The 18,946-nt window shown below is 66.7% G+C and carries 20 protein-coding genes and 1 pseudogene; 8 read left to right on the top strand and 13 right to left on the bottom strand.

Going from position 1 to position 18,946, the window contains the following annotated elements; translation table 11 throughout:
- Nucleotides 1-219: 219 nt before the first annotated feature.
- Nucleotides 220-1,633, top strand: a pseudogene (locus QSJ18_RS15440) (amino acid permease).
- Nucleotides 1,634-1,640: 7 nt separating this feature from the next.
- Here QSJ18_RS15440 and QSJ18_RS15435 read toward each other — a convergent pair.
- From QSJ18_RS15435 to QSJ18_RS15420, 4 genes are all read right to left on the bottom strand, one after another.
- Nucleotides 1,641-3,221, bottom strand: coding sequence for an HD domain-containing phosphohydrolase (locus QSJ18_RS15435; RefSeq protein ID WP_286327454.1), 1,581 nt, complete (start codon nt 3,219-3,221; stop codon nt 1,641-1,643).
- Between the two features lie 33 nt (nt 3,222-3,254).
- Complete coding sequence (locus QSJ18_RS15430) at nt 3,255-4,004, bottom strand: hypothetical protein (protein WP_286327453.1); 750 nt, start codon at nt 4,002-4,004, stop codon at nt 3,255-3,257.
- An 88-nt stretch (nt 4,005-4,092) separates the two neighbouring features.
- Nucleotides 4,093-4,965 carry an SDR family NAD(P)-dependent oxidoreductase gene (locus QSJ18_RS15425; RefSeq protein WP_353507217.1) on the bottom strand — a complete coding sequence of 291 codons (873 nt, stop codon included), beginning with the start codon at nt 4,963-4,965 and terminating at the stop codon, nt 4,093-4,095.
- On the bottom strand, nt 4,937-6,001 hold the full coding sequence (locus QSJ18_RS15420) for a DUF6670 family protein (protein ID WP_286327452.1): 1,065 nt from the start codon (nt 5,999-6,001) through the stop codon (nt 4,937-4,939). The genes QSJ18_RS15425 and QSJ18_RS15420 overlap by 29 nt, the downstream gene beginning before the upstream one ends.
- A 149-nt stretch (nt 6,002-6,150) precedes the next feature.
- Between QSJ18_RS15420 and QSJ18_RS15415 the strand changes: the two genes are divergently transcribed.
- Entirely contained in the window at nt 6,151-6,777 is a 627-nt protein-coding gene (locus QSJ18_RS15415) for a DUF2461 domain-containing protein (RefSeq protein WP_286327451.1), read from the top strand.
- 279 nt (nt 6,778-7,056) lie between these two features.
- Here QSJ18_RS15415 and QSJ18_RS15410 read toward each other — a convergent pair whose 3' ends face one another.
- From QSJ18_RS15410 to QSJ18_RS15400, 3 genes are read right to left on the bottom strand one after another with little or no spacing between them, the layout of a single operon-like run.
- Nucleotides 7,057-8,283 carry an oxygenase MpaB family protein gene (locus tag QSJ18_RS15410; RefSeq protein ID WP_286327450.1) on the bottom strand — a complete coding sequence of 409 codons (1,227 nt, stop codon included), beginning with the start codon at nt 8,281-8,283 and terminating at the stop codon, nt 7,057-7,059.
- Nucleotides 8,284-8,315: 32 nt separating this feature from the next.
- Nucleotides 8,316-8,939, bottom strand: a complete 624-nt coding sequence (locus QSJ18_RS15405) for a TetR/AcrR family transcriptional regulator (RefSeq protein ID WP_286327449.1) — start codon at nt 8,937-8,939, stop codon at nt 8,316-8,318.
- Nucleotides 8,936-9,343, bottom strand: coding sequence for a YchJ family protein (locus QSJ18_RS15400; protein WP_286327448.1), 408 nt, complete (start codon nt 9,341-9,343; stop codon nt 8,936-8,938). Before QSJ18_RS15400 ends, QSJ18_RS15405 begins: the two co-directional genes overlap by 4 nt.
- A gap of 183 nt (nt 9,344-9,526) precedes the next feature.
- On the opposite strand from QSJ18_RS15400, the gene QSJ18_RS15395 reads away from it, so the two are divergent.
- A complete protein-coding gene (locus QSJ18_RS15395) occupies nt 9,527-9,745 on the top strand; it encodes a dodecin (RefSeq protein ID WP_286327447.1) in 219 nt (72 codons plus the stop codon).
- Between the two features lie 38 nt (nt 9,746-9,783).
- Nucleotides 9,784-10,629 (top strand): MBL fold metallo-hydrolase, encoded by an 846-nt coding sequence (locus QSJ18_RS15390; protein ID WP_286327502.1) that lies wholly within the window; start codon nt 9,784-9,786, stop codon nt 10,627-10,629.
- Here QSJ18_RS15390 and QSJ18_RS15385 read toward each other — a convergent pair.
- Entirely contained in the window at nt 10,611-11,480 is an 870-nt protein-coding gene (locus QSJ18_RS15385; RefSeq protein ID WP_286327446.1) for an alpha/beta fold hydrolase, read from the bottom strand. The two genes, QSJ18_RS15390 and QSJ18_RS15385, sit on opposite strands and share 19 nt — an antisense overlap.
- Before the next feature lie 62 nt (nt 11,481-11,542).
- Here QSJ18_RS15385 and QSJ18_RS15380 point away from each other — a divergent pair, with 62 nt between their 5' ends.
- Genes QSJ18_RS15380 through eutC form a run of 3 tightly spaced genes read left to right on the top strand, consistent with a single transcriptional unit; the run spans nt 11,543 to nt 14,338 of the window.
- Nucleotides 11,543-12,163, top strand: coding sequence for a TetR/AcrR family transcriptional regulator (locus tag QSJ18_RS15380; RefSeq protein ID WP_286327445.1), 621 nt, complete (start codon nt 11,543-11,545; stop codon nt 12,161-12,163).
- Between the two features lie 13 nt (nt 12,164-12,176).
- Complete coding sequence (locus QSJ18_RS15375; protein ID WP_286327444.1) at nt 12,177-13,586, top strand: ethanolamine ammonia-lyase subunit EutB; 1,410 nt, start codon at nt 12,177-12,179, stop codon at nt 13,584-13,586.
- Entirely contained in the window at nt 13,583-14,338 is a 756-nt protein-coding gene (eutC, locus tag QSJ18_RS15370; protein ID WP_286327443.1) for an ethanolamine ammonia-lyase subunit EutC, read from the top strand. The genes QSJ18_RS15375 and eutC overlap by 4 nt, the downstream gene beginning before the upstream one ends.
- 12 nt (nt 14,339-14,350) lie before the next feature.
- Here the strand turns inward: eutC and QSJ18_RS15365 are convergent, their stop codons facing one another.
- Together QSJ18_RS15365 and QSJ18_RS15360 are read right to left on the bottom strand one after the other, a co-directional pair.
- A complete protein-coding gene (locus tag QSJ18_RS15365) occupies nt 14,351-14,665 on the bottom strand; it encodes an SHOCT domain-containing protein (protein ID WP_286327442.1) in 315 nt (104 codons plus the stop codon).
- A 36-nt stretch (nt 14,666-14,701) separates the two neighbouring features.
- Complete coding sequence (locus QSJ18_RS15360; protein WP_286327441.1) at nt 14,702-15,133, bottom strand: DUF6325 family protein; 432 nt, start codon at nt 15,131-15,133, stop codon at nt 14,702-14,704.
- A gap of 203 nt (nt 15,134-15,336) precedes the next feature.
- On the opposite strand from QSJ18_RS15360, the gene QSJ18_RS15355 reads away from it, so the two are divergent.
- Entirely contained in the window at nt 15,337-16,086 is a 750-nt protein-coding gene (locus tag QSJ18_RS15355) for a DUF998 domain-containing protein (protein ID WP_286327440.1), read from the top strand.
- Here QSJ18_RS15355 and QSJ18_RS15350 read toward each other — a convergent pair.
- From QSJ18_RS15350 to pyk, 3 genes are read right to left on the bottom strand one after another with little or no spacing between them, the layout of a single operon-like run.
- Complete coding sequence (locus QSJ18_RS15350; protein ID WP_286327439.1) at nt 16,040-16,567, bottom strand: hypothetical protein; 528 nt, start codon at nt 16,565-16,567, stop codon at nt 16,040-16,042. The genes QSJ18_RS15355 and QSJ18_RS15350 overlap by 47 nt on opposite strands.
- Before the next feature lie 20 nt (nt 16,568-16,587).
- On the bottom strand, nt 16,588-17,466 hold the full coding sequence (locus QSJ18_RS15345; RefSeq protein WP_286327438.1) for an acyl-CoA thioesterase: 879 nt from the start codon (nt 17,464-17,466) through the stop codon (nt 16,588-16,590).
- Between the two features lie 49 nt (nt 17,467-17,515).
- Nucleotides 17,516-18,940 carry a pyruvate kinase gene (gene pyk / locus QSJ18_RS15340; RefSeq protein WP_286327437.1) on the bottom strand — a complete coding sequence of 475 codons (1,425 nt, stop codon included), beginning with the start codon at nt 18,938-18,940 and terminating at the stop codon, nt 17,516-17,518.
- Nucleotides 18,941-18,946 lie beyond the last annotated feature (6 nt).

Here is an 18,946-nt window from a genome sequence, read left to right as displayed (position 1 = left end):
ATGTGGGCAAACTGTGATTGTGATTACCCATTCACTGTGAATGAATGTACGTTCACACGATCTTCGGGTCAACCCTTTCGCGGAAAAACGCAGGTAGATGGGCCCGGGATGCGGTGCGAGGGTGCCAAAGTGGTCCGCAAGGCCCGCGTGGTCACCGACGACGAAGCACCTGACGCTAGCCTTAGACACGCTAAATGCTTCCCGTGGTCAGGAGTCCCCGTGACGACCGAGCAGCAGATCGCCGACCCCGGCGTCGACACCGACGAGGGTTACCAACGCGGCCTCACCGCGCGCACAGTGCAGATGATCGCCATCGGCGGCGCGATCGGAACGGGCCTGTTCTACGGCGCGGGCGGAGCCATCGAGAAAGCCGGCCCCGCGCTGATCCTGGCCCTACGCGCTCGCCGGCCTTGCCATCTTCATCGTCATGCGCGCACTCGGCGAACTGCTCATCTACCGCCCGATCTCCGGCGGCATCAGCGAATACGCCGACGAGTTCCTCGGCCGATTCGCCGGGTTCAGTCAGGGCTGGACCTACTGGGCGGTGTGGACGACCACCTGCATGGCCGAGATCACCGTCGCGGGCAAGTACGTCAACTACTGGTGGCCGTCGATCCCGGTCTGGGTGACCGCGCTGGTGGCGCTCGTCGTACTCTTCGGCGCCAACCTCATCTCGGTCGGCGTCTTCGGGCGCGCCGAATTCTGGTTCTCCGCCATCAAAGTCACCGCCATCCTCGGCATGATCATCGTCGGCATCGGCGTCCTGCTCCCGATCTCCGGCCTCGGCCCCGACACCGGACCGTCGGTGACCAACCTGTGGAACGAGGGCGGCTTCTTCGCGACCGGATTCACCAACGCGCTCCTGAGCCTGCAGATCGTGATGTTCGCCTACGTCGGCGTCGAACTCGTCGGCGTCACCGCAGGCGAAGCGCAGAATCCGCGTGTCACCCTCCGCAAGGCCATCAACACGGTTCCCTTCCGCATCGGCATCTTCTATGTCGGCGCCCTACTGGTCATCCTGTCGGTGCGCAGTTGGAAAGATTTCCACGCCGGCGAGAGCCCGTTCGTATCGGTGTTCTCTTATATCGGCATCCCCGGTGCCGCGGGCATCGTCAACTTCATCCTGCTCACCGCGGCGCTCTCGTCATGCAACTCGGGCATCTACTCGACCGGACGCATGCTGCGCTCACTCGGGCACACCGGCGACGCGCCGCGACAGCTCACGCGACTGTCGAGCCGGAAGGTTCCCGCCGCGGGCATCGCCCTCAGCGCGGCCGTCATGGCGATCGGTGTCCTCGTCAACGTGCTCGATGAGGAGCACGCCTTCGCCTACATCACCGCGGTGTCGACCGTCGGCATCATCGTCATCTGGTCGACGATCCTGATGTGCCAGCTCGCCTATCGTCGCAAGGTCGCACGCGGCGAACTACCCGCTTCCGACTATCGCGTACCCGGCGCACCGGTGACCACCTGGCTGGCGCTCGCCTTCCTGGTGATGGTGTTCGTATTGCTGTTCTTCAACCATGACGGCCGGATAGCCCTCGCCGTGGGCGCGGTGTGGTTCGCCGGCGTCGGAATCGGCTACATGGTGTGGACCCGGTCGGCAGGCGACCTCGCCGACCGCGAGGTCTGAGCGCTCCTCAGCCCGACGGGTCGGGCGCCGGTCCGGCCAAACCGTTCGCCAACGCGTACAGGCTCGCCCCCACCCGGTTCGACGCGCCGATCTTGGCGTAGGTGCGTTCGACATGATTCCGGACGGTCTTCTCACTGAGGACCAGCCGGGCGGCGATCTCCCGATTGGTCATCCCGCGTGCGACAAGACCGAGGATCTCGGTCTCACGCGGGGTGAGCGTATCGGTGCGACGCGCTCTCGGACGCACATGTCCGGCCGCACTCAGCACCGCGACGACACACTCACCGTCGAGCGCACCGTCGGCGACCCGCCGGTCGAGCCGCATCGCCGCATCACGCGCGGTCATCGCCTGCCGGTACGGCCGCGGTTCCAGCGCCGACCGATAGGCGACCGCCGCGGCGAGCACCCGCTCCGGCCGTTGCAGCGCCGCACCATTCACCCCCAGCGGATAGCCGGTCCCGTCAAGGCGTTCGTGATGGCCACGCGCGACGCGCGCGACGTCGCGGAGACCGGGAATCCGGGTCAGCACCCGATCGGTCAGATAGGGATGCATCCGGACGCGCTCCCATTCCTCGGCAGAGAGTTCACCTGGCTTCGACCACACCTGGCTGGACACCCCGATCCGTCCGACATCATGTAGATGCCCCGCGCGGCGAACCATATCGACCTGATCGCCAGACATCTCCAGGTGTATGGCGGCAGCGGCCGCGAGATCGGCGACCCCACGTGAATGCCCCAGCGCGAACGGACATTTCAGATCGGTGAAGTCGCCGATGGCCGCCAGCAGGGCATCCAGTTCCCCACGGTCCAGACGCACCTCCGCATCCGGCGCGACGGACAGCGCCAGTGCCCACGGGTCGGCGCCCGGCGCCGGGAACAACGACGCCGCAGCCTCGGTGAATGCGTCGACGACGACCGGGTCGAACTGACCGCCACGACGGCTGCGCGCCATCGCGATCGCGCCGTCGGCGCCGTACAGACGCTGATGCACCTCAACCATGTCGGCGACCTGGGCAACCCTCATCTCGACCGGGATATCCTCCCCCGCAGCACCATTCGGCAGACCGCCACCGTCGTAGCGTTCGAAGGTGTACGTGATCGCCCGCTCCACCGCCGGACCCAAGCCGATATGATCGGCCAACGCCGCCGCGGACAGACAATGCGAGTGAATCATCGCCGACAACTGACCGCGCGCATCGCGGAACAATTCGGCCATCGTCCGCATCCGATGGGTCAACGGCTCACCACGCGCGACATTCCCCACCAGGAACCGCATATACGGCAACCCAGACCAGTCGATCAGATACGCGTCCCGCCGGACCGCGATGTCGTCGCCGAACCAACGCGCATATTCGGCCGAATCAGCATGACACCCGATCCACATGACCAGCGTCGCGTAATAGACGGTGTCGCGTTGCGCACGATCGAGACCGAGCCGCTCGGCGAGGCGGCACGCGATGACCGCCGACCGCAACATATGTTCGGCCGGCTGCCCCAGACCGAGATCGATGGCCACCGACAGACCCGCCAGCACCTCGACTCGTCGCGGCAAGGGCTGGCGCGCGGCCACCGCATCGTCACCGACCATGGCATCCATTGTCGCCCGTGCCGACTGCCACCGTCACTCAACGGCCGCATCGACAGCGGCCGCATCGACAACGCGGGCACTGCCCACCGCATCGACAAAGCGGGCGTTGCCCGCGAAGAACAGCCCGCGCTGCGGCAACCAGAAACTCCCCAACCGGATCTGCTCGGACAGCGGCGCCGGGCGGCCCAACGTCTGCCCGGACAACTCCGCGGCACTGGTCCGCACCCGCCAGACGTGCAGCGGCGCCGCGAAGTAGCGGGCTCCGCTGGGCGCCCGCCCACACAGGCGGATCCGTCCCGACCGCAACACGGCATGAGCCATCGGCCCCATCGAGGAAAGGACCGGGCCACTGCGCCACGCCACCCCCGGCATCATCGCGCTCATCGTCGTCATCGCCCGCGTCGCCGGTGACGCCGCAAGCCCGATTCGCCAGTCCAGGACGTCGGCGATACGCAGCCGCAGGGTCCACTCATCGGCCCAGTCGACCTCGATGCGCTCGATCTGCCGCACACCGTCGTCACCGGTCGCGAAGTAGTGCGGACAACTCGTCCGTGGCGACGTTGTCGTATAGAACGTCCACTGTCCCTGGGGATCCCGAAGCCAGACGCTGCGATACGGATCGCCGATGGAACTGTTCAGGTCGCGAAGGGCAAGGTAGTGCCCCGACGCGAACGGCATACCCATGACGCCGTATCCGGCGAACCGATCACCATCGCCGCGTGGGAGTGCCGAATGTGCGCGCAGGTCATCGACCACCTGCCGGGGGGTGTTGGTTGTACTCATGGACCAAGTGTCGGCCCGCGCCGGCACCGGCCGCATGGGGCATCCGCCTCATTCCGACCGGCGCACCCGCCACCACCCGCCGAGGCGGCTAGGACTTGTGTCGGTAGACGAAGGTACCCACCTGCAGATATGAGATCCGCTCAGCCACGACAGTACTGAGGCGTCGGGTCACCCCGTAGAAATGCGCGTCCTTGCCGACGACCACCCGCATACGCCCCTTCCGGGTGGTCTCGATCATCCGTCGCGCCGCCTTCTCCGGTTTCATCGCGAAGGAGCGGGCCACGAACTCCGGGGTGCCCAGTGCGACCGCACTCTTTCGCACGAGTTCGGTCCAGATGGTGCCGGGGATCGCGGTGGTCACGGTGACCTTCGACCGCTTGCGCAGATCCTGTGCGAGACCGTAGCCGAACAGCGCCACCGCAGCCTTAGAGGCGCCGTAGATCGCCGCACCGGGAACCGGTACCAGCGCCGACAGGCTCGAGGTGTTCATGATCACCGCGCCGTCTGGTCGGGCCTCCAGCAGGGGCAGGAACGCGCGGGTCATCCACACGGTCCCCCAGAAGTTCACCCGCATCAGCTTCTCGATGCGTTCATCGGTGACCTCGGCGACCGTCTCGAAATCCTGCGCGATCCCGGCGATGTTGAACAGACCGTCGACCTGCCCGTGCGTCGCCGACACCTCGTCCGGGAACCGCTGCACCGCTTCGTGATCGGAGACGTCGAGGCGGTGCGAGGAGAACCGGTCCGGGTCGGCGACCAACGCTGCCGTCTCGGCGAGACCGGCCTCGTTGAGATCGGCACCGGCGACGATACCGCCGCGCTCGATCAGCCCGATCGCCACCTGACGTCCGATGCCGCTCCCCGCCCCCGTCACCACGAAGACCTTGCCCGCAATCTCCATCTCACTCCTCTTCAGCGCCACCACCGACCGATCACCGTCGCCGATCGATGTATTCGACATATCCCCGACCCTCGACGTGTTCACCACGCCAGGTCGCGGTATGCCGGAAACCACTCACGAAACCGGTGCCCAACCCGAAGATGAACGGGCTGTCCATCTCGGTGGTCAGATCGAGCCAGCACCCACCATCACGATCACGGACGACGAATCTGGTCGACGCGGGCAACCGCATCGGCACCCCGTACGGGGTCGGCTCCGGCTCGTCCCGCAACTCGACGACGCTGAAATCGACGTCGGCGAACCTGGTGCCGTAACTCGTACGGGACCGGTGCAACGCCGTGGTCATCAACGGCACACCATCGATCGAATACTGGCTCAGTAGTACTTGATTGTCGTCGTCGAGATTGACGACGTGGTAGACGAAATAGTCCAACGGCGCCTTCACCGCTGTCGGCAGCGGGCATGAGCGCAGGACGTAAGGGCTGGGGCAGGCACCGTACTCGAAGGCACACAGACCGGATGCGGCAGTCACCTCGCCGGCGTGGGTGAAGGTGCCGGAGTACTCCGTCAACAGGCTCAGATGCCGGTACACCGGGGTCCGGAAGAACCACGACACCTTGTCGGTGTGATGGAGCCGCAGATCGATGTCGACGCCGTCGAGGCTCCCGGTGAGGCGACGATCCGGGTAGGTACCGGTGAGCAGTAGGTCCTCACCGAAGGCGACCAGCGAACCATCCGGGCGCGAACGGAAGTCCGACCCGATCCGGTAGTTGCCGAAATGAGCGGGGTGACTGGCCGCCGTGCCCGCGACCACCGACGCGTTTCGGCGGGGTTCGGCGACCAGTGCGGCGTCGTCGTCGAAGGCCACCGAGCCGGTGGCGCCGATCAGCGACATCACCGAGAAGAAGTTGTGTGGTGCCGGCAGGTCCGGGATCATGACGCCGTAATGCGTCCACCCGAATCGGCGTGAATCAGTGTGTGGTGCAAAGATTTCGGCGGGATCGAACGCTCGACCGTCGGCGGCCGCGGCCCGGTCCACCGTCCGGATGAGCCCACCCAGCCCGACGCGCAGTGCGGCGGCAACCCTCGGGTGCATGACCTCGAACCCCCTAGCGCAACAGCATCCATCTGCCGGGGGCAGCGCACCGTCGTCCTTCTCCTGACCAAGTTGGGGTCATCGTAGAGGATGCCGCGCAGCCAGTGACCGCCACCACATCGCAGACACCCGGCGTAGGCTCGGACCTCATGACGTTCCAGGGTTTCACCGAAGCCGCGCTCGACTTCTACGACGACCTCGAGATCGACAACTCCAAGGTGTTCTGGGACGCGAACAAGCATGTCTATCAAGACGCGGTCGCGACACCGATGATCGCGCTCGGCGACGATCTCGCCGAAGAGTTCGGCTCCGCGAAGATCTTCCGGCCGTACCGCGACGTGCGGTTCGCCAAGGACAAGACACCGTACAAAACCCATCAGGGGGCGTTCGTCGCGGTCGGCCCCGCGACCGGCTACTACGTACAGCTCGGTGCCCCCGGGGTGATGATCGCGTCCGGCTTCTACCAGGCGACACCCGAGCGTCTTGCCGCCATCCGCACCGCGATCGACGACGACCGCCGCGGCGGTGAACTCGAACGCATCCTGAACACCCTCGCCGAAGCCGGCTGGACCATCGGCGGCGACCGGGTCAAGACTGCTCCACGCGGGTGGTCGGCCGACCATCCCCGTATCGATCTGCTGCGGCACAAGAGCCTGACCGTGAGCAAGGAATACGGTTTCGATCCGGTCATCCACACTCCTGAACTCGTAGACCGCATCCGCGCCGACTGGCGCGAGACCACCGGGCTGCTCGACTGGGTCACCCGCCACGGCTGAACGGGCGGATCGTTCGACCTCTCCGGCCGCCGCCCACCCGTCTGTGAATACCCGGGATTGGGACCAAATCCCCTACCGCCGAACACCGCCGCCGGTAGGCTCGAGGCTATGAGCGCAATGTGGGTGATGCCGGCTGTGGCCTTTGTTTCGTGCGTGATCATCGGCCTGGGATTCATTTACGGACTCCCCGGCAACGACGACTGAAATCAGCTGCACCCGAACAGGTCTGAGCCAACGGCCCAGACCACGTAGGCGCGCGTCAGATCAAAGTGCCCCCGATCAGGCCACGGTTTCCAGGCAGCCCTTGTCGGCGCCCGCATATCTGCTGCCGACGACCTGCAGATCCTGCAGGTCCAGACCCAGGCGGCCGGTGACGAGCCGCAATTCCCGCTGGGCGACAACCCGTTCGGAGCCGAGTAGACCGGTGGCGCGGACCATCTCGCGCGACCACACAATCGGCCGGGCAAGGTCGACGACATGGTGCAGCACCGTGGCCCGCAACCCCATCGCAGCGGCGATGTCCTCATCCACCCACCGGGTGGAGATGGCCGCGAACAGTGCCCGCAGGAATGGCCGCGACACCGCATGAACTGCCCCGTTGAGCGGCCCCGGCAACCCGAGATCGGTTCGGTAGCCGTCGTCCAACAGCGCGCGGACCAGCACCTTCGACTCCTCGTCGGGCTGCAGGCGGAACTGCTGTGAGATCCGGTAGGTCAGTTGGGCGTCGCCGAAGCTGGTCGGAAGCAACTCGTCGTCCACGCCCATCACCCAGCCGATCCACCGCCACATGTGGGTGATCGCCTCCAGCTCGGCCCGCGAGTAGCGGATACCGAAGTCTTTGGCGATGCGCATGGGCAACACCAGAAAGCCGGCGGTGATGGTCAGTTGCGCGTAGGTCTGGTTGATCGGAACACCCCACGCCGCGTCATCCCAGTCCGGATCCGACCGCAGATGGTGGCGGACCATCGCGTGCACGAGCCGGATGCGCAGCGTCTCCACCCAACCGGCGGCTCCGGGGGTCATCAGTCCGGGTGCGGTCGCCAGGGTCACCCACCGGGCCGTCGCCTGCACGCGATCCCAGGTCCCCTCGGTGAGCCGCCCGGTGGAGACGAGTGGCTTGATGAAGCCGCGCGCCTGATATCCGTAGATGAGCGACTGATAGAGAGTGCTCGACTGCAACGAACCGAACCGCCACCAGGCGTCTGCCCCAGCCCGGAGCAACGCGTCGTCGAACCACTCCGGCGGTGAGCACGCCTGCTTTCCGAACGCCCGAAGTGCCGGTGGCGCCGAGTCGAGACCGTCCGGATCATCCAGCGCCGCAACGATGTCCGACCATGACCAGCCGACCTCGGAGAACATCTCCGCGATCACCGCGTCGGCGGCCGGGTCGCCGACCATCAGGCCGCTCGCCATCGCGTCGACCCGGTCGGGAAACTCCTCACGAACCGACGACCAGTTCTGCGCGCCGGTGATCGACGCGGCGGTTTGAGCAGTCACAGTCATCATAAAACACAGTGTGTCTTTTTCATGCGGCGGCGTCAATCACCGCCACGTTCCGCTCCTGAGAAGCCGCCCCAGACCAGCACGAACAGATACTCGACCACCTGACCGCGACTCATCGTGCGCGTCTCCGACCACCAGGCGATCGTCGACGCGACCGCACCGACGAGCGCATGCGCCCACGGCTCGGCGGCAGCCTCGTCCCCACCCCGCGCCCGGAATCCGGCGCGCAAGATGTCGGCGATCGCGGACACGATCACCCCGCCACCGGCCCGCACCGGGCCATCCAACCGTCCGGCCAACAGTCGGGCGAGCACTGGTTCGTCATCGAACCAGGAGGCCAGGATGTCCAGACTGGCGCGGGTCTGTTCCATCGGATCGTCGACATCGGCGAGGATCTCACCGAGCCTGGCGATGATCGCCCGGGCATGCCGGTGTGCCAGGGCATCGATCACCGCGTCGCGATCGGCGAAGGCCGCGTAGACCGCCGATCTGGTGAGCCCGGCGGTGGCCGCCACCTCGGCGAGCCCGACCGCCGCACCAGACTCGCGGATCGCCGCCTCGGCGGCGTCGAGCAATCGCTCGCGACGGACCTCCGGATCGACCGGAGGTCCCGGCGGACGTCCACGCCCGCGCCGCGCCGAACCGCCCGGCGAGGTCAACCGACGTCCCCGTCGACATAGAGCCACTCGCCGTCGACCTTCACGAACCGGCTGAACTCGCGCAGTTCGCCCCGCCCACCCGGACCGCGATGATAGGCGACGAACGAAACCCGCCCGACCGAGTCGAACGGCGTTCCAGCACTGACTGATTCGATGTCCAACCGGTACCAGATCAGGGAGTCGTCGAGATCGAGCTGCGCCGGCCGGGTGTCGGGATGCCAGCTACGGATCAGATAGTCGACATCACCGACGGCGAAGGCGGTGAACCGGGACCGCATCAGGGCCTCCGCGGTCGGTGCGCGTCGACGCCCGGCCAGGATCGGGCCGCAGCAGTCGTCGAGCGTGAGCCCCGACAGACACGGGCATCGTCGGCTCCCCCGGTCAGCGTCGGCAGATGTGGTCATGGGTGTCGATGATAGGCACCGGCGCGCACGCCACCGGCCGATCCGTCCAGCCATCCAATCCGGACGTCGCGACCGACGCGTGCTGGTAGACCTGAGGGCAGTACGCATCTGCCCAGGACGGCATCGACACAGGACAACATCGACACCGGGTGGATTGAGCCAGGGACGGAAGGGACAAACGCCATGAGTGATCACGTCTATCGCGTCATCGAGGTCGTCGGATCCTCGTCGACCAGCATCGACGATGCCATCCGCAACGCCGTCAGCCGCGCGTCGAAGACGGTGGATCACCTCGACTGGTTCGAGGTCGTCGGTACGCGCGGTCACATCAGCGACGGGGCCATCGCGCATTTCCAGGTCACCGTGAAGATCGGATTCACCATCGACGAACTCCAGACGTGAGTTTCACCGACCGCCGGTTCGGCCAGGTGTCCGTTCTGATGGCGGACAATCTCGGCGCCGTCCCCTATGGCAACTCCGTGGTTGTCCACGGTTCCGACGGCGTGCTGGTCGTCGACCCGTCACTCGCACTGGACCACGACCCGGTCGGCGCCGATGCCGTGCTGATCAGCCATGCGCACGAGGATCACATCGCGGGACTCAAATACTTCGACACCCCCGCGTACGCGCACCACCTCGACGCGCCCGCGGTCGCCTCGACCGAGGTCATGGTGTCCCAGTACGGGTTGGCGCCACCCGAACGCCGCGTGGTCGAGCAGTTCATCGACTCGCAGTTCGCCCTGCCGCCGACCCGCGAGGTCGGTCCGCTGCCGAACGGACACGCCTTCGACCTGGGTGACCGAACCGCGACGCTGATCCATCTGCCGGGGCACACTCCCGGCCACTGCGGTCTGTTGGTCGAGCCGGACGGTTTCCTGTACCTCGCCGACATCGACCTGACCTCTTTCGGTCCGATGTACGGCGACCGGGACAGTAGCGTCGACGACTTTCTGACGTCGATGGATGTGGTCGACGCGATCGATGCCCGCTGGTACGGCACCTTCCACCAGAAGGGGGTGGTGGAAGGTCGCCCCGAATTCCAGGTGCGCCTGCGGGCGTATCGCGACAAACTGCTCAGTCGCGAGACCCGGTTGCTGGAATTCCTCGGCGAACCGCGCAGCCTCGCCGAGATCGTGGACCACCGACTGGTCTATCGCGCCCATGTGCGCGCACCGTACGTCGAAGCCGTGGAGGAACGGACCGCGACCCTGCACCTGGAGCGGCTGATCGCCGCCGGGCAAGTCGCGGTCCATCCAGACCCGACCCGCTACCGTCGGGTCGACTGATCGCGCGAAGCGGTCAAGAATGACGACATCTCCGCGGCGACAGCCTCCGGGTCGTCGAGCATCGACAGCACACGCGCGCCCGGGATCTCCCGGTACCGGGCACCCGGGATCAGTTCGGCCAGCCGCGGCCCGTGTTCGGGTGGCATCACCTTGTTGTCCGGAGACCACAACACGAGCACATCGCCGGTGAAGCCGGCGAGAGCCTCAGTCTTGGCGACCAGATCGTCGGCGTCGTCGATCTCACCGGAGGTGAACACCGCGAGGTATTTCATCATGTCGCGCCGAATGTCCTTGTCCTGCAGCATCGGATCCGTCCAGTGCCGCATCATCGCGCTCGGCATCGGCTTGGCGATCATCTGCCCGTAGAGGATCGGCAACCGGCGCAGCCAGCCCACCCGCAACTGGCGGGCGGCGAACACCATGCCGCCGGGGATGCGGACGGCGATGCCGATCATCTTCCCGGGGAGCCCCGGCGGGAAGTTGTCGAAGGCTTCGCAAGGCAGGATCACCATCCGGCTCACCCGATCGTCGCGACCGAGTGCGGTCAGAAACAGGCCGCCACCCCAGTCGGAGTGCACCAGAGTGACGTCCGCCAGGTCGAGGGCCGCCAGGAAGTCGGCAACGACCGCAACCTGCCCGGCCAACGACAGATCTGCGTCGGCGCGGAGCGGCACCCGGTGAGAGCCGAGTGGAAGATTGGGTCGAATATACCGAAACCCCTTCGGCAGCAACGGGATCACCCGATCCCACACCGTGTGGTCGATCAGCAGACCGTGCAGCAGCACCACCGGCGGACCCTGACCCTCTTCGACGTACTCGATAGTTCCGGCAGGTATCTCGATCGCGCGCATCCGTCCTCCGAACAGTCGTGAATGAGTGGCTAGAACAGCCATTCTAGAATGAATGTTCTAGAATGACCAGGGTGAAGACCGAAAACCGGATCGTGGTCGCGATGGCGGAGCTCATGCGCAGGCAGGGCTACGCGGCCACCGGCATGAAACAGATCGCCGACGCCTCCGACGCCCCCATCGGTTCGCTCTATCACCATTTCGGGGGCGGCAAACGCGACATCGCCGCTGCCGCGCTGCGGCAATCGGGAGCTGCGTACGGCGAACTCGTCGTCGGGCTGCTCTCCCCGTACGACGACATTCCCACCGCCGTGGAGGCCGCCTTCGCCGCCGCCGCCGAGACCGTCGAGTCCAGCGGCTGGATGAACATGTGCCCGGTCGGCACGATCGCCGGCGAGGTCGCCGACACCGAACCGACGGTCCGCGCCGCGGCCGCCGAGGTGATCGACGCCTGGTTCGCCGGGGGCACCGCCTTCTTCGTCGGCCGGGGACTGGCCGACGAAGATGCTCGCTCGCTGATCGAGGCGGTCGTCGGAGCACTGGAGGGCGGGTTCATTCTCGCCCGGACCACCCGGTCGACGCAGCCCCTCCTCGCCGCCGGTGCGGCGATGTCGGCCTACGCGCGCACGCTGTTCACCGCCGCAACTCCCACGCTCCCGCCTGCACACTCCGGCGGTCCACCCTAAACTGGCTGCCACCATGACGTTCATCCAGACCATCGCCGGTACGACCTACGCCTTCGACGGGCTCGTCGAACTCATGGCCAAGGCGACACCGCGTCGGTCCGGCGATGAACTGGCCGGCTGCGCCGCCGAATCCGACGCCGAACGCGCCGCCGCCGCATGGCAATTGGCCGACGTGCCGCTATCGGCGTTCCTCGACGAGGTACTCGTGCCCTACGAAACCGATGAGGTCACCCGGCTCATCATCGACAGTCATGACCGGCACGCCTTCGCCGAGATCGCACACCTGACGGTCGGCGGGTTCCGCGACTGGCTGCTCACCGTGTCGACCGCGCCCGACAGCGCCTCCCGGCTACGCGCGGTCGCGCCCGGCCTCACCCCGGAGATGGTGGCGGCGGTCAGCAAGATCATGCGCAACCAGGATCTCGTCCTGGTTGCCGCGGCGACCTCGGTCACCGCGGCCTTCCGCACCACGATCGGGTTGCCCGGCCGGATCTCGACGCGACTGCAACCCAACCATCCCACCGACGATCCGCGAGGTATCGCCGCCGCCACCCTCGACGGCTTGCTGATGGGGTGCGGCGACGCGGTGATCGGGATCAACCCGGCCACCGATTCGCCACGCGCCACCGCCGACCTGCTGCGGCTGCTCGACGATATCCGGCAGCGTTATGCCATACCGATGCAGTCGTGTGTCCTCTCCCACGTCACCACCACGGTCGACCTCATCGAGCAAGGCCTGCCGGTGGACCTCGTGTTCCAGTCGATCGCCGGAACCGAGGCCGCCAATCGCGGATTCGGCGTCGATCTGGCTCTGCTGCGTGCCGCAAATGAGGCGGGCCGATCCTTGCGGCGCGGCACTGTCGGCGACAACGTCATGTATCTGGAAACGGGGCAGGGATCGGCGCTGTCGGCCGGCGCGCACCGGGGCGTCGGCGGCAAACCGGTGGACCAGCAGACGTTGGAGGCGCGCGCGTACGCGGTGGCTCGCAAGCTGGATCCACTGCTGGTCAACACCGTCGTCGGCTTCATCGGCCCGGAATACCTCTACGACGGCAAACAGATCATCCGGGCCGGGCTCGAAGATCACTTCTGCGGCAAACTGCTCGGGCTCCCGATGGGCGTCGACGTCTGCTACACCAACCACGCCGAGGCCGACCAGGACGACATGGACACCCTGCTCACGCTATTGGGGGTCGCCGGCGCCGCCTTTGTCATCGCCGTGCCCGGTGCCGACGACGTGATGCTCGGTTACCAGAGCCTGTCGTTTCACGACGCGCTGTATGTGCGTCAAGCGCTCAACCTGCGCCCCGCACCCGAATTCGAGGAATGGCTGCGTCGGCTCGGAATGGCCGACGACGCCGGACGCGTGCTGCCGGTGGACGCGGCACACTCCCCGCTGCGGGCACTGGCGGCCGGTTCATGAGCGAAGAAGCGGTACCGGAAAGCCGCGGCGGTGACCTCTGGGCGGATCTGCGTCGCACCACCCAGGCGCGGATCGGATTGGGCCGCAGCGGCAATTCTCTCCCCACCCAACGGGTTCTGGAGTTCCAGGCCGCACATGCCGCCGCCCGCGACGCCGTCCACGATCCGCTCGACGTCGACGAACTGACATCCCGGATCGCCGGCCTCGGCGTCGGCGACCCGGTGCACATCGCCAGCCGCGCGGCGTCGCGCGCGGAGTATCTACGACGGCCCGATCTCGGTCGGCTCCCCCGCGATCTCACCGCCCTGCCGGCAGGCACCGCCGACCTCGCCATCGTGCTCGCCGACGGACTCTCCCCGCGAGCCCTCGACACCCACGGTCCCGGACTGTTCGGTGCACTGGTCGACATCCTAGGACCGCAATATCGGATCGCAGCGCCGGTGATCGCCACCCAGTCGCGCGTCGCGATCGGTGACCCGATCGGCGTCGCTCTCGGCGTATCGACGGTCATCGTGGTGATCGGCGAACGCCCCGGGCTGTCGGTCGCCGACAGCCTGGGGGTCTACCTGACCCACGGGGCACCGTCGAATCCCAGCGATGCCGACCGCAACTGCGTATCCAACATTCATCCGCCGGACGGACTCGGGTATGCCGCCGCGGCCGCGATCGTGGCCGGGCTGCTCAGCAGCGCCCGCATGCTCGGCCGGTCCGGGGTCGACGTCAAGGACACGTCGCGCGGGGCGCTTCAGTAGAAAGCACCGACCCTAGGAACCGAGAATCTTGGCCTTCTGCGCGGCGAACTCATCCTCGGTGAGAATGCCCTGCTGATAGAGCGCGCCCAAATCCTTGAGCTGGTCGATGGTCGACGGGCCCGCCACCGGTGCGGGCGGCGCAGGCGGTGCACCGGTCACCGGTGTCTGCGCCTGCGGGAACTGGCCCGGGTCGACCGCAGCCTGCGCCTGCTGCGAATCCTGCTGTGCCCATCGGTTCGCCTGGCGCCTGCTGACCCCGTTGCGCACGGCGGTCGCGGTTCCGGCGACGGCAGCGGTACGTACCACTCCGCGAAGCAATCCTGGCATGACGTCCTCCTTCAAGTGGTGAGCGGGGCGGCCTGTTCAGACCTGCGGTTCGAGGGTGGCGAGTAGCGCATCCACCGGGATCCGACCCGAGGCCACCACCTGCCCGCCGTTGCGGCGCACCGCCGCGGCGAAGGGTGCCGCCCAGACGTTCTCCCAGACGACGATGGCCGCAGCAGTTCCCGGGGCGAGTACCGCAGCCGCCTCGGACACATCATCGGACCCGAGCAAAGCTGTTGCAGCACCGTCAAATACAGCGAAATCGGCCCCGAGTTCATCGATCGCGATCTCGGTGACGACACCGGCGTCGTCCTTCTGCACGAAGGTGATGTCGATGATCCGCACGATGCCGCGATCGACGAGATCGATCAGATAGGGAATGGCCTCGCCGGTCGGACGACCGTCGGTCCACTCGATGACGAGATAGTCGACGGGGCCCAGTTCGGTACTGGTCGGGTCAGGATTTGCCATACCGGCCTCCACTGTTTGGGGCGGATCTACAGCCGACCGAGCGGCCGACAGTGCGAGTGTAAACCGCCATGCGGGACCGAGCAGAGGATTCCGCGCGCACTGGCGGCAAACCCGGGCCACCGCATTGCCGGACTTATCCGATTCGTCGGATCAGGGCTCCTACCAGGCACTTCCGCTTATCGCCTGCGACTAGCCTTGGTCGGGTGTCCGACACAGTCAAACCGCGCGTCATCGTTGCCGGCGTCCTGATCGCCATCGCAGGCATCTGCTATTCGTCGTGGGTTCTCGAGTTCTGCTGGCCCTCACCCTTCGACCCGATGCGCACCTTCCTCAGCGAGCTCGACTCGGAGCACCGTCCCCACCGACTGGTGTACGTGGCCGGCGATGTCACCACCGGGGTGTGCTCGCTACTGGCGGGCATCCTGCTGTTGGTTCCCCGTCCGGCCGTGCGCCGGGCGATACCGATCACCGCGATCGCGGCACTGGCCGCTTTCGGGGCGGCGACCATCGCCGATGCACTTCTGCCGATCGAATGTATCGCCGGACTCGACCCCGGCTGCCGCACCGAGCCGAGCGGACTGCTCCCTCAGCTCCATCACGTCCACGCCCTGACCAGTACGCTGGCCGTCTTCGCCATCTTCACCGTGATGGTCGCAGGCAGTGTCGCCGCACTGCGGCGCGACGCATGGCCGCTGCTGCGCATCGCGGGCACCGCGATACTGGTGATCGTCGCCCTGGCGACGGTATGGATGCTGGTGGCCGACAATCTGACCGGCAATTACCGGCTCGGCCTGGCGCAGCGGATACAGGTCGGCGGCATGTCGGTGTGGCTGATGCTGTGGGGTGCGGCGCTGATCCGCTCGGCATTCGCCCGGATCAATCCCGACGATCCCGCCCGAATCGGCCTCACACCGGGCGCAGAACCACACCCGATCGAAGCGCATCCTCGGTGACCGTCTGGGAGTAGACCTTCCCCAGCGCGACCACATAACCACCGTCGACCACATCGACATCGGACACCGTGAACCCGAGCACGCAATCCCGCGCGCCCGGTCCCGATCCGAGGTCCACCAGTTTCGCCGACCCCAGCCGGGCGCCGGTCGCCGCGAAGATCGTCACCTCGTCGCCTGCCGCGATCCGTCCGCCACCGGCCACGGTCGCGGTCCGGGTCTCGCAGTCGACCGCAACCTGACCGTCGGCGTCGAAACTCAGCCCGCGTATCACCCCGACGGACAGCGCGAGCACGGCCAGCACCGCGAGCAGCACCGCACCGACGACACTGAGCGCGATCACCGGACGGCGACTGCGCCGCTGCCAGGACCGTCGCGGCAGACTCGGCCCGGGGTCCAGCCAGAATGTCGGCGGCTGCGCCTGATATCCCCACTGGGACGAATAGCCCCCGGGGACCGGCTCATATCCCGGCGGTGTGGTCATGCCGTCCAGTGTGCCAAAGCTCAGTTCTTCGGCGGGAAGTACTTGATCAGTGCCTCCTGCACGACCGACGTCGCCAGCGTGCCGTCACGCATCCAGAACCGACCCGAACCCATGCCCCGTGATCCGGTGGCGACCGGCGATCGGGTCGCGTACAGCATCCAGTCGTCGAAGCGGAACTCGCGATGGAACCACATCGAGTGATTCACCGTCGCGGCGAACAGCCGATCGATACCCCAGGACAATCCGTGCGTGGTGATGATCGAGTCGAGCACCGTGGTGTCGGAGGCGTAACACATCGCGGCGACGTGCATGATCGGATCGTCGGGCATGACGCCGTCGGCCTTCATCCACACGCGGTTGTCGGTGAGCTTGCGTCCCGCCTCTCGCACCTTCCAGGTCGGGTCGTTGGCGAAACGGATGTCGATCGGGTGCAACGCATTGACAAACGTCGCGATGCGATCCTCGAAACCTTTGAAATGCTCACCGAGAGAAGGCAATTCCTCCGGATATGGAACCTGCGGGATCTCCACCGCATGTTCGAGGCCTGCCGCGTTGTCCTGGAAGGCGACGAGCATCGTGAAGATCTCCTCGCCATTCTGCATCGCCGTCACCTGCCGGTTCGCGAACGACTTACCGTCCCGGAACCGGGCGACGTGATACTCCATCGGCTGCTTGACGTCTCCGCCCCGGATGAAGTGCGCGTGCAGCGCATGGATCGGCGGGTTACCCCGCGTCAGGGTGCGCGCCGCGGCGACCACACCCTGTCCGAGCAACTGACCACCGAAGGTCCGCGCCGTCACCTGCTCGGGATGCTGTCCGATGAACAGATCCTCGTCGCGTCGTTCCACGTCGAGCAACGTGAGCAGTTGACCGAGATCCTCGGATTGTTCGGCAGTCATGACACACAACCCTACGGGTGCCCCCGAGGCGTCCCGGCGACCGGGCAGATCAGTGGTCCTGCTCGCCGATCCGGTGCACGTGGATCATGTTCGTCGAACCGACCGTGCCGGGTGGGGCACCCGCGACGACCACCACCACGTCCCCCTCCTTGAGGCGCCCGATCCGCATCAACTGATGATCGACCTGGTCGATCATGTTGTCGGTGGTGTCGACGCGGTCGACGATGAAGGTCTCGGTACCCCAGCTCAGGGCCAGCTGGCTGCGCACCGCCTGCGTCGGGGTGAAGGCCAGCAGCGGCAACCGCGAATGCAGCCGCGCGAGGCGCCGGACGGTGTCGCCGGACTGGGTGAACGCGACAAGCGCCTTCACCTCCAGTCGTTCGCCGATGTCGCGCGCCGCGTAGGAGATGACGCCACGCTTGGTCCGCGGCACATGCGACAGCGGCGGCACGTCGCGGCTGCCGCCCTCGACCGCACGTGCGATCCGGTCCATGGTGGCGACCGTTTCCAGCGGATACTTGCCCACCGAGGTCTCCCCCGACAGCATGACCGCGTCAGCACCGTCGAGCACGGCGTTGGCGACATCGGAGGCCTCGGCGCGGGTCGGGCGCGAGTTCTCGATCATCGAGTCGAGCATCTGTGTCGCCACGATCACCGGCTTGGCATTCTCCCGCGCCATCTGGATGGCACGCTTCTGCACCAGCGGGACCTCTTCGAGCGGGAGTTCGACGCCCAGGTCGCCGCGCGCCACCATGATCGCGTCGAAGGCCAGCACGATCGCCTCGAGATTCTCGATGGCCTCGGGCTTCTCCAGCTTCGCGATCACCGGGATCCGCCGTCCGACCCGATCCATCACCTCGTGGACCAGTTCGATGTCGGCGGGACTGCGCACGAAGGACAGCGCGATCATGTCGACGCCGAGTTCGAGTGCGAACTCGAGGTCGGCGATGTCCTTCTCCGACAGTGCGGGCACCGACACTTTCATGCCGGGCAGCGACAGCCCCTTGTTGTTGCTGACCGGGCCGCCCTCGGTGACGGTGCACACCACGTCCGAGCCGTCCACCGACGACACGACCAACCCGACCTTGCCGTCGTCTACGAGCAGGCGATCCCCGGGGGTGGCATCCTCGGCCAGATGCGGATAGGTGGTCGAGACCCGATCGTGGGTGCCCTCGACATCGTCGACGGTGATACGCACGACGTCACCGGTCTCCCACTGCGTCGAACCGCCGCAGCCGTCGAAACGGCCGAGTCGGATCTTGGGTCCCTGCAGGTCGGCGAGCACACCGACGGCCTTCTGCGCCTCGTCCGACGCGCGCCGAACCTTGGCGTACACGTCGGCGTGGTCCTCGTGGGCGCCGTGACTGAAGTTCAGTCGAGCGACATCCATTCCGGTCTCGACAAGCTCCTTGACCCGCTCGTCAGAGTTGGTCGCCGGTCCCATGGTGCAGACAATCTTCGTTCGCCGAGTCACAAACCC

It is taken from the genome of Gordonia heveisoli, from assembly GCF_030315745.1.
GTDB lineage: Bacteria > Actinomycetota > Actinomycetes > Mycobacteriales > Mycobacteriaceae > Gordonia.
This window is presented reverse-complemented; position numbering and strand designations above follow the sequence as displayed.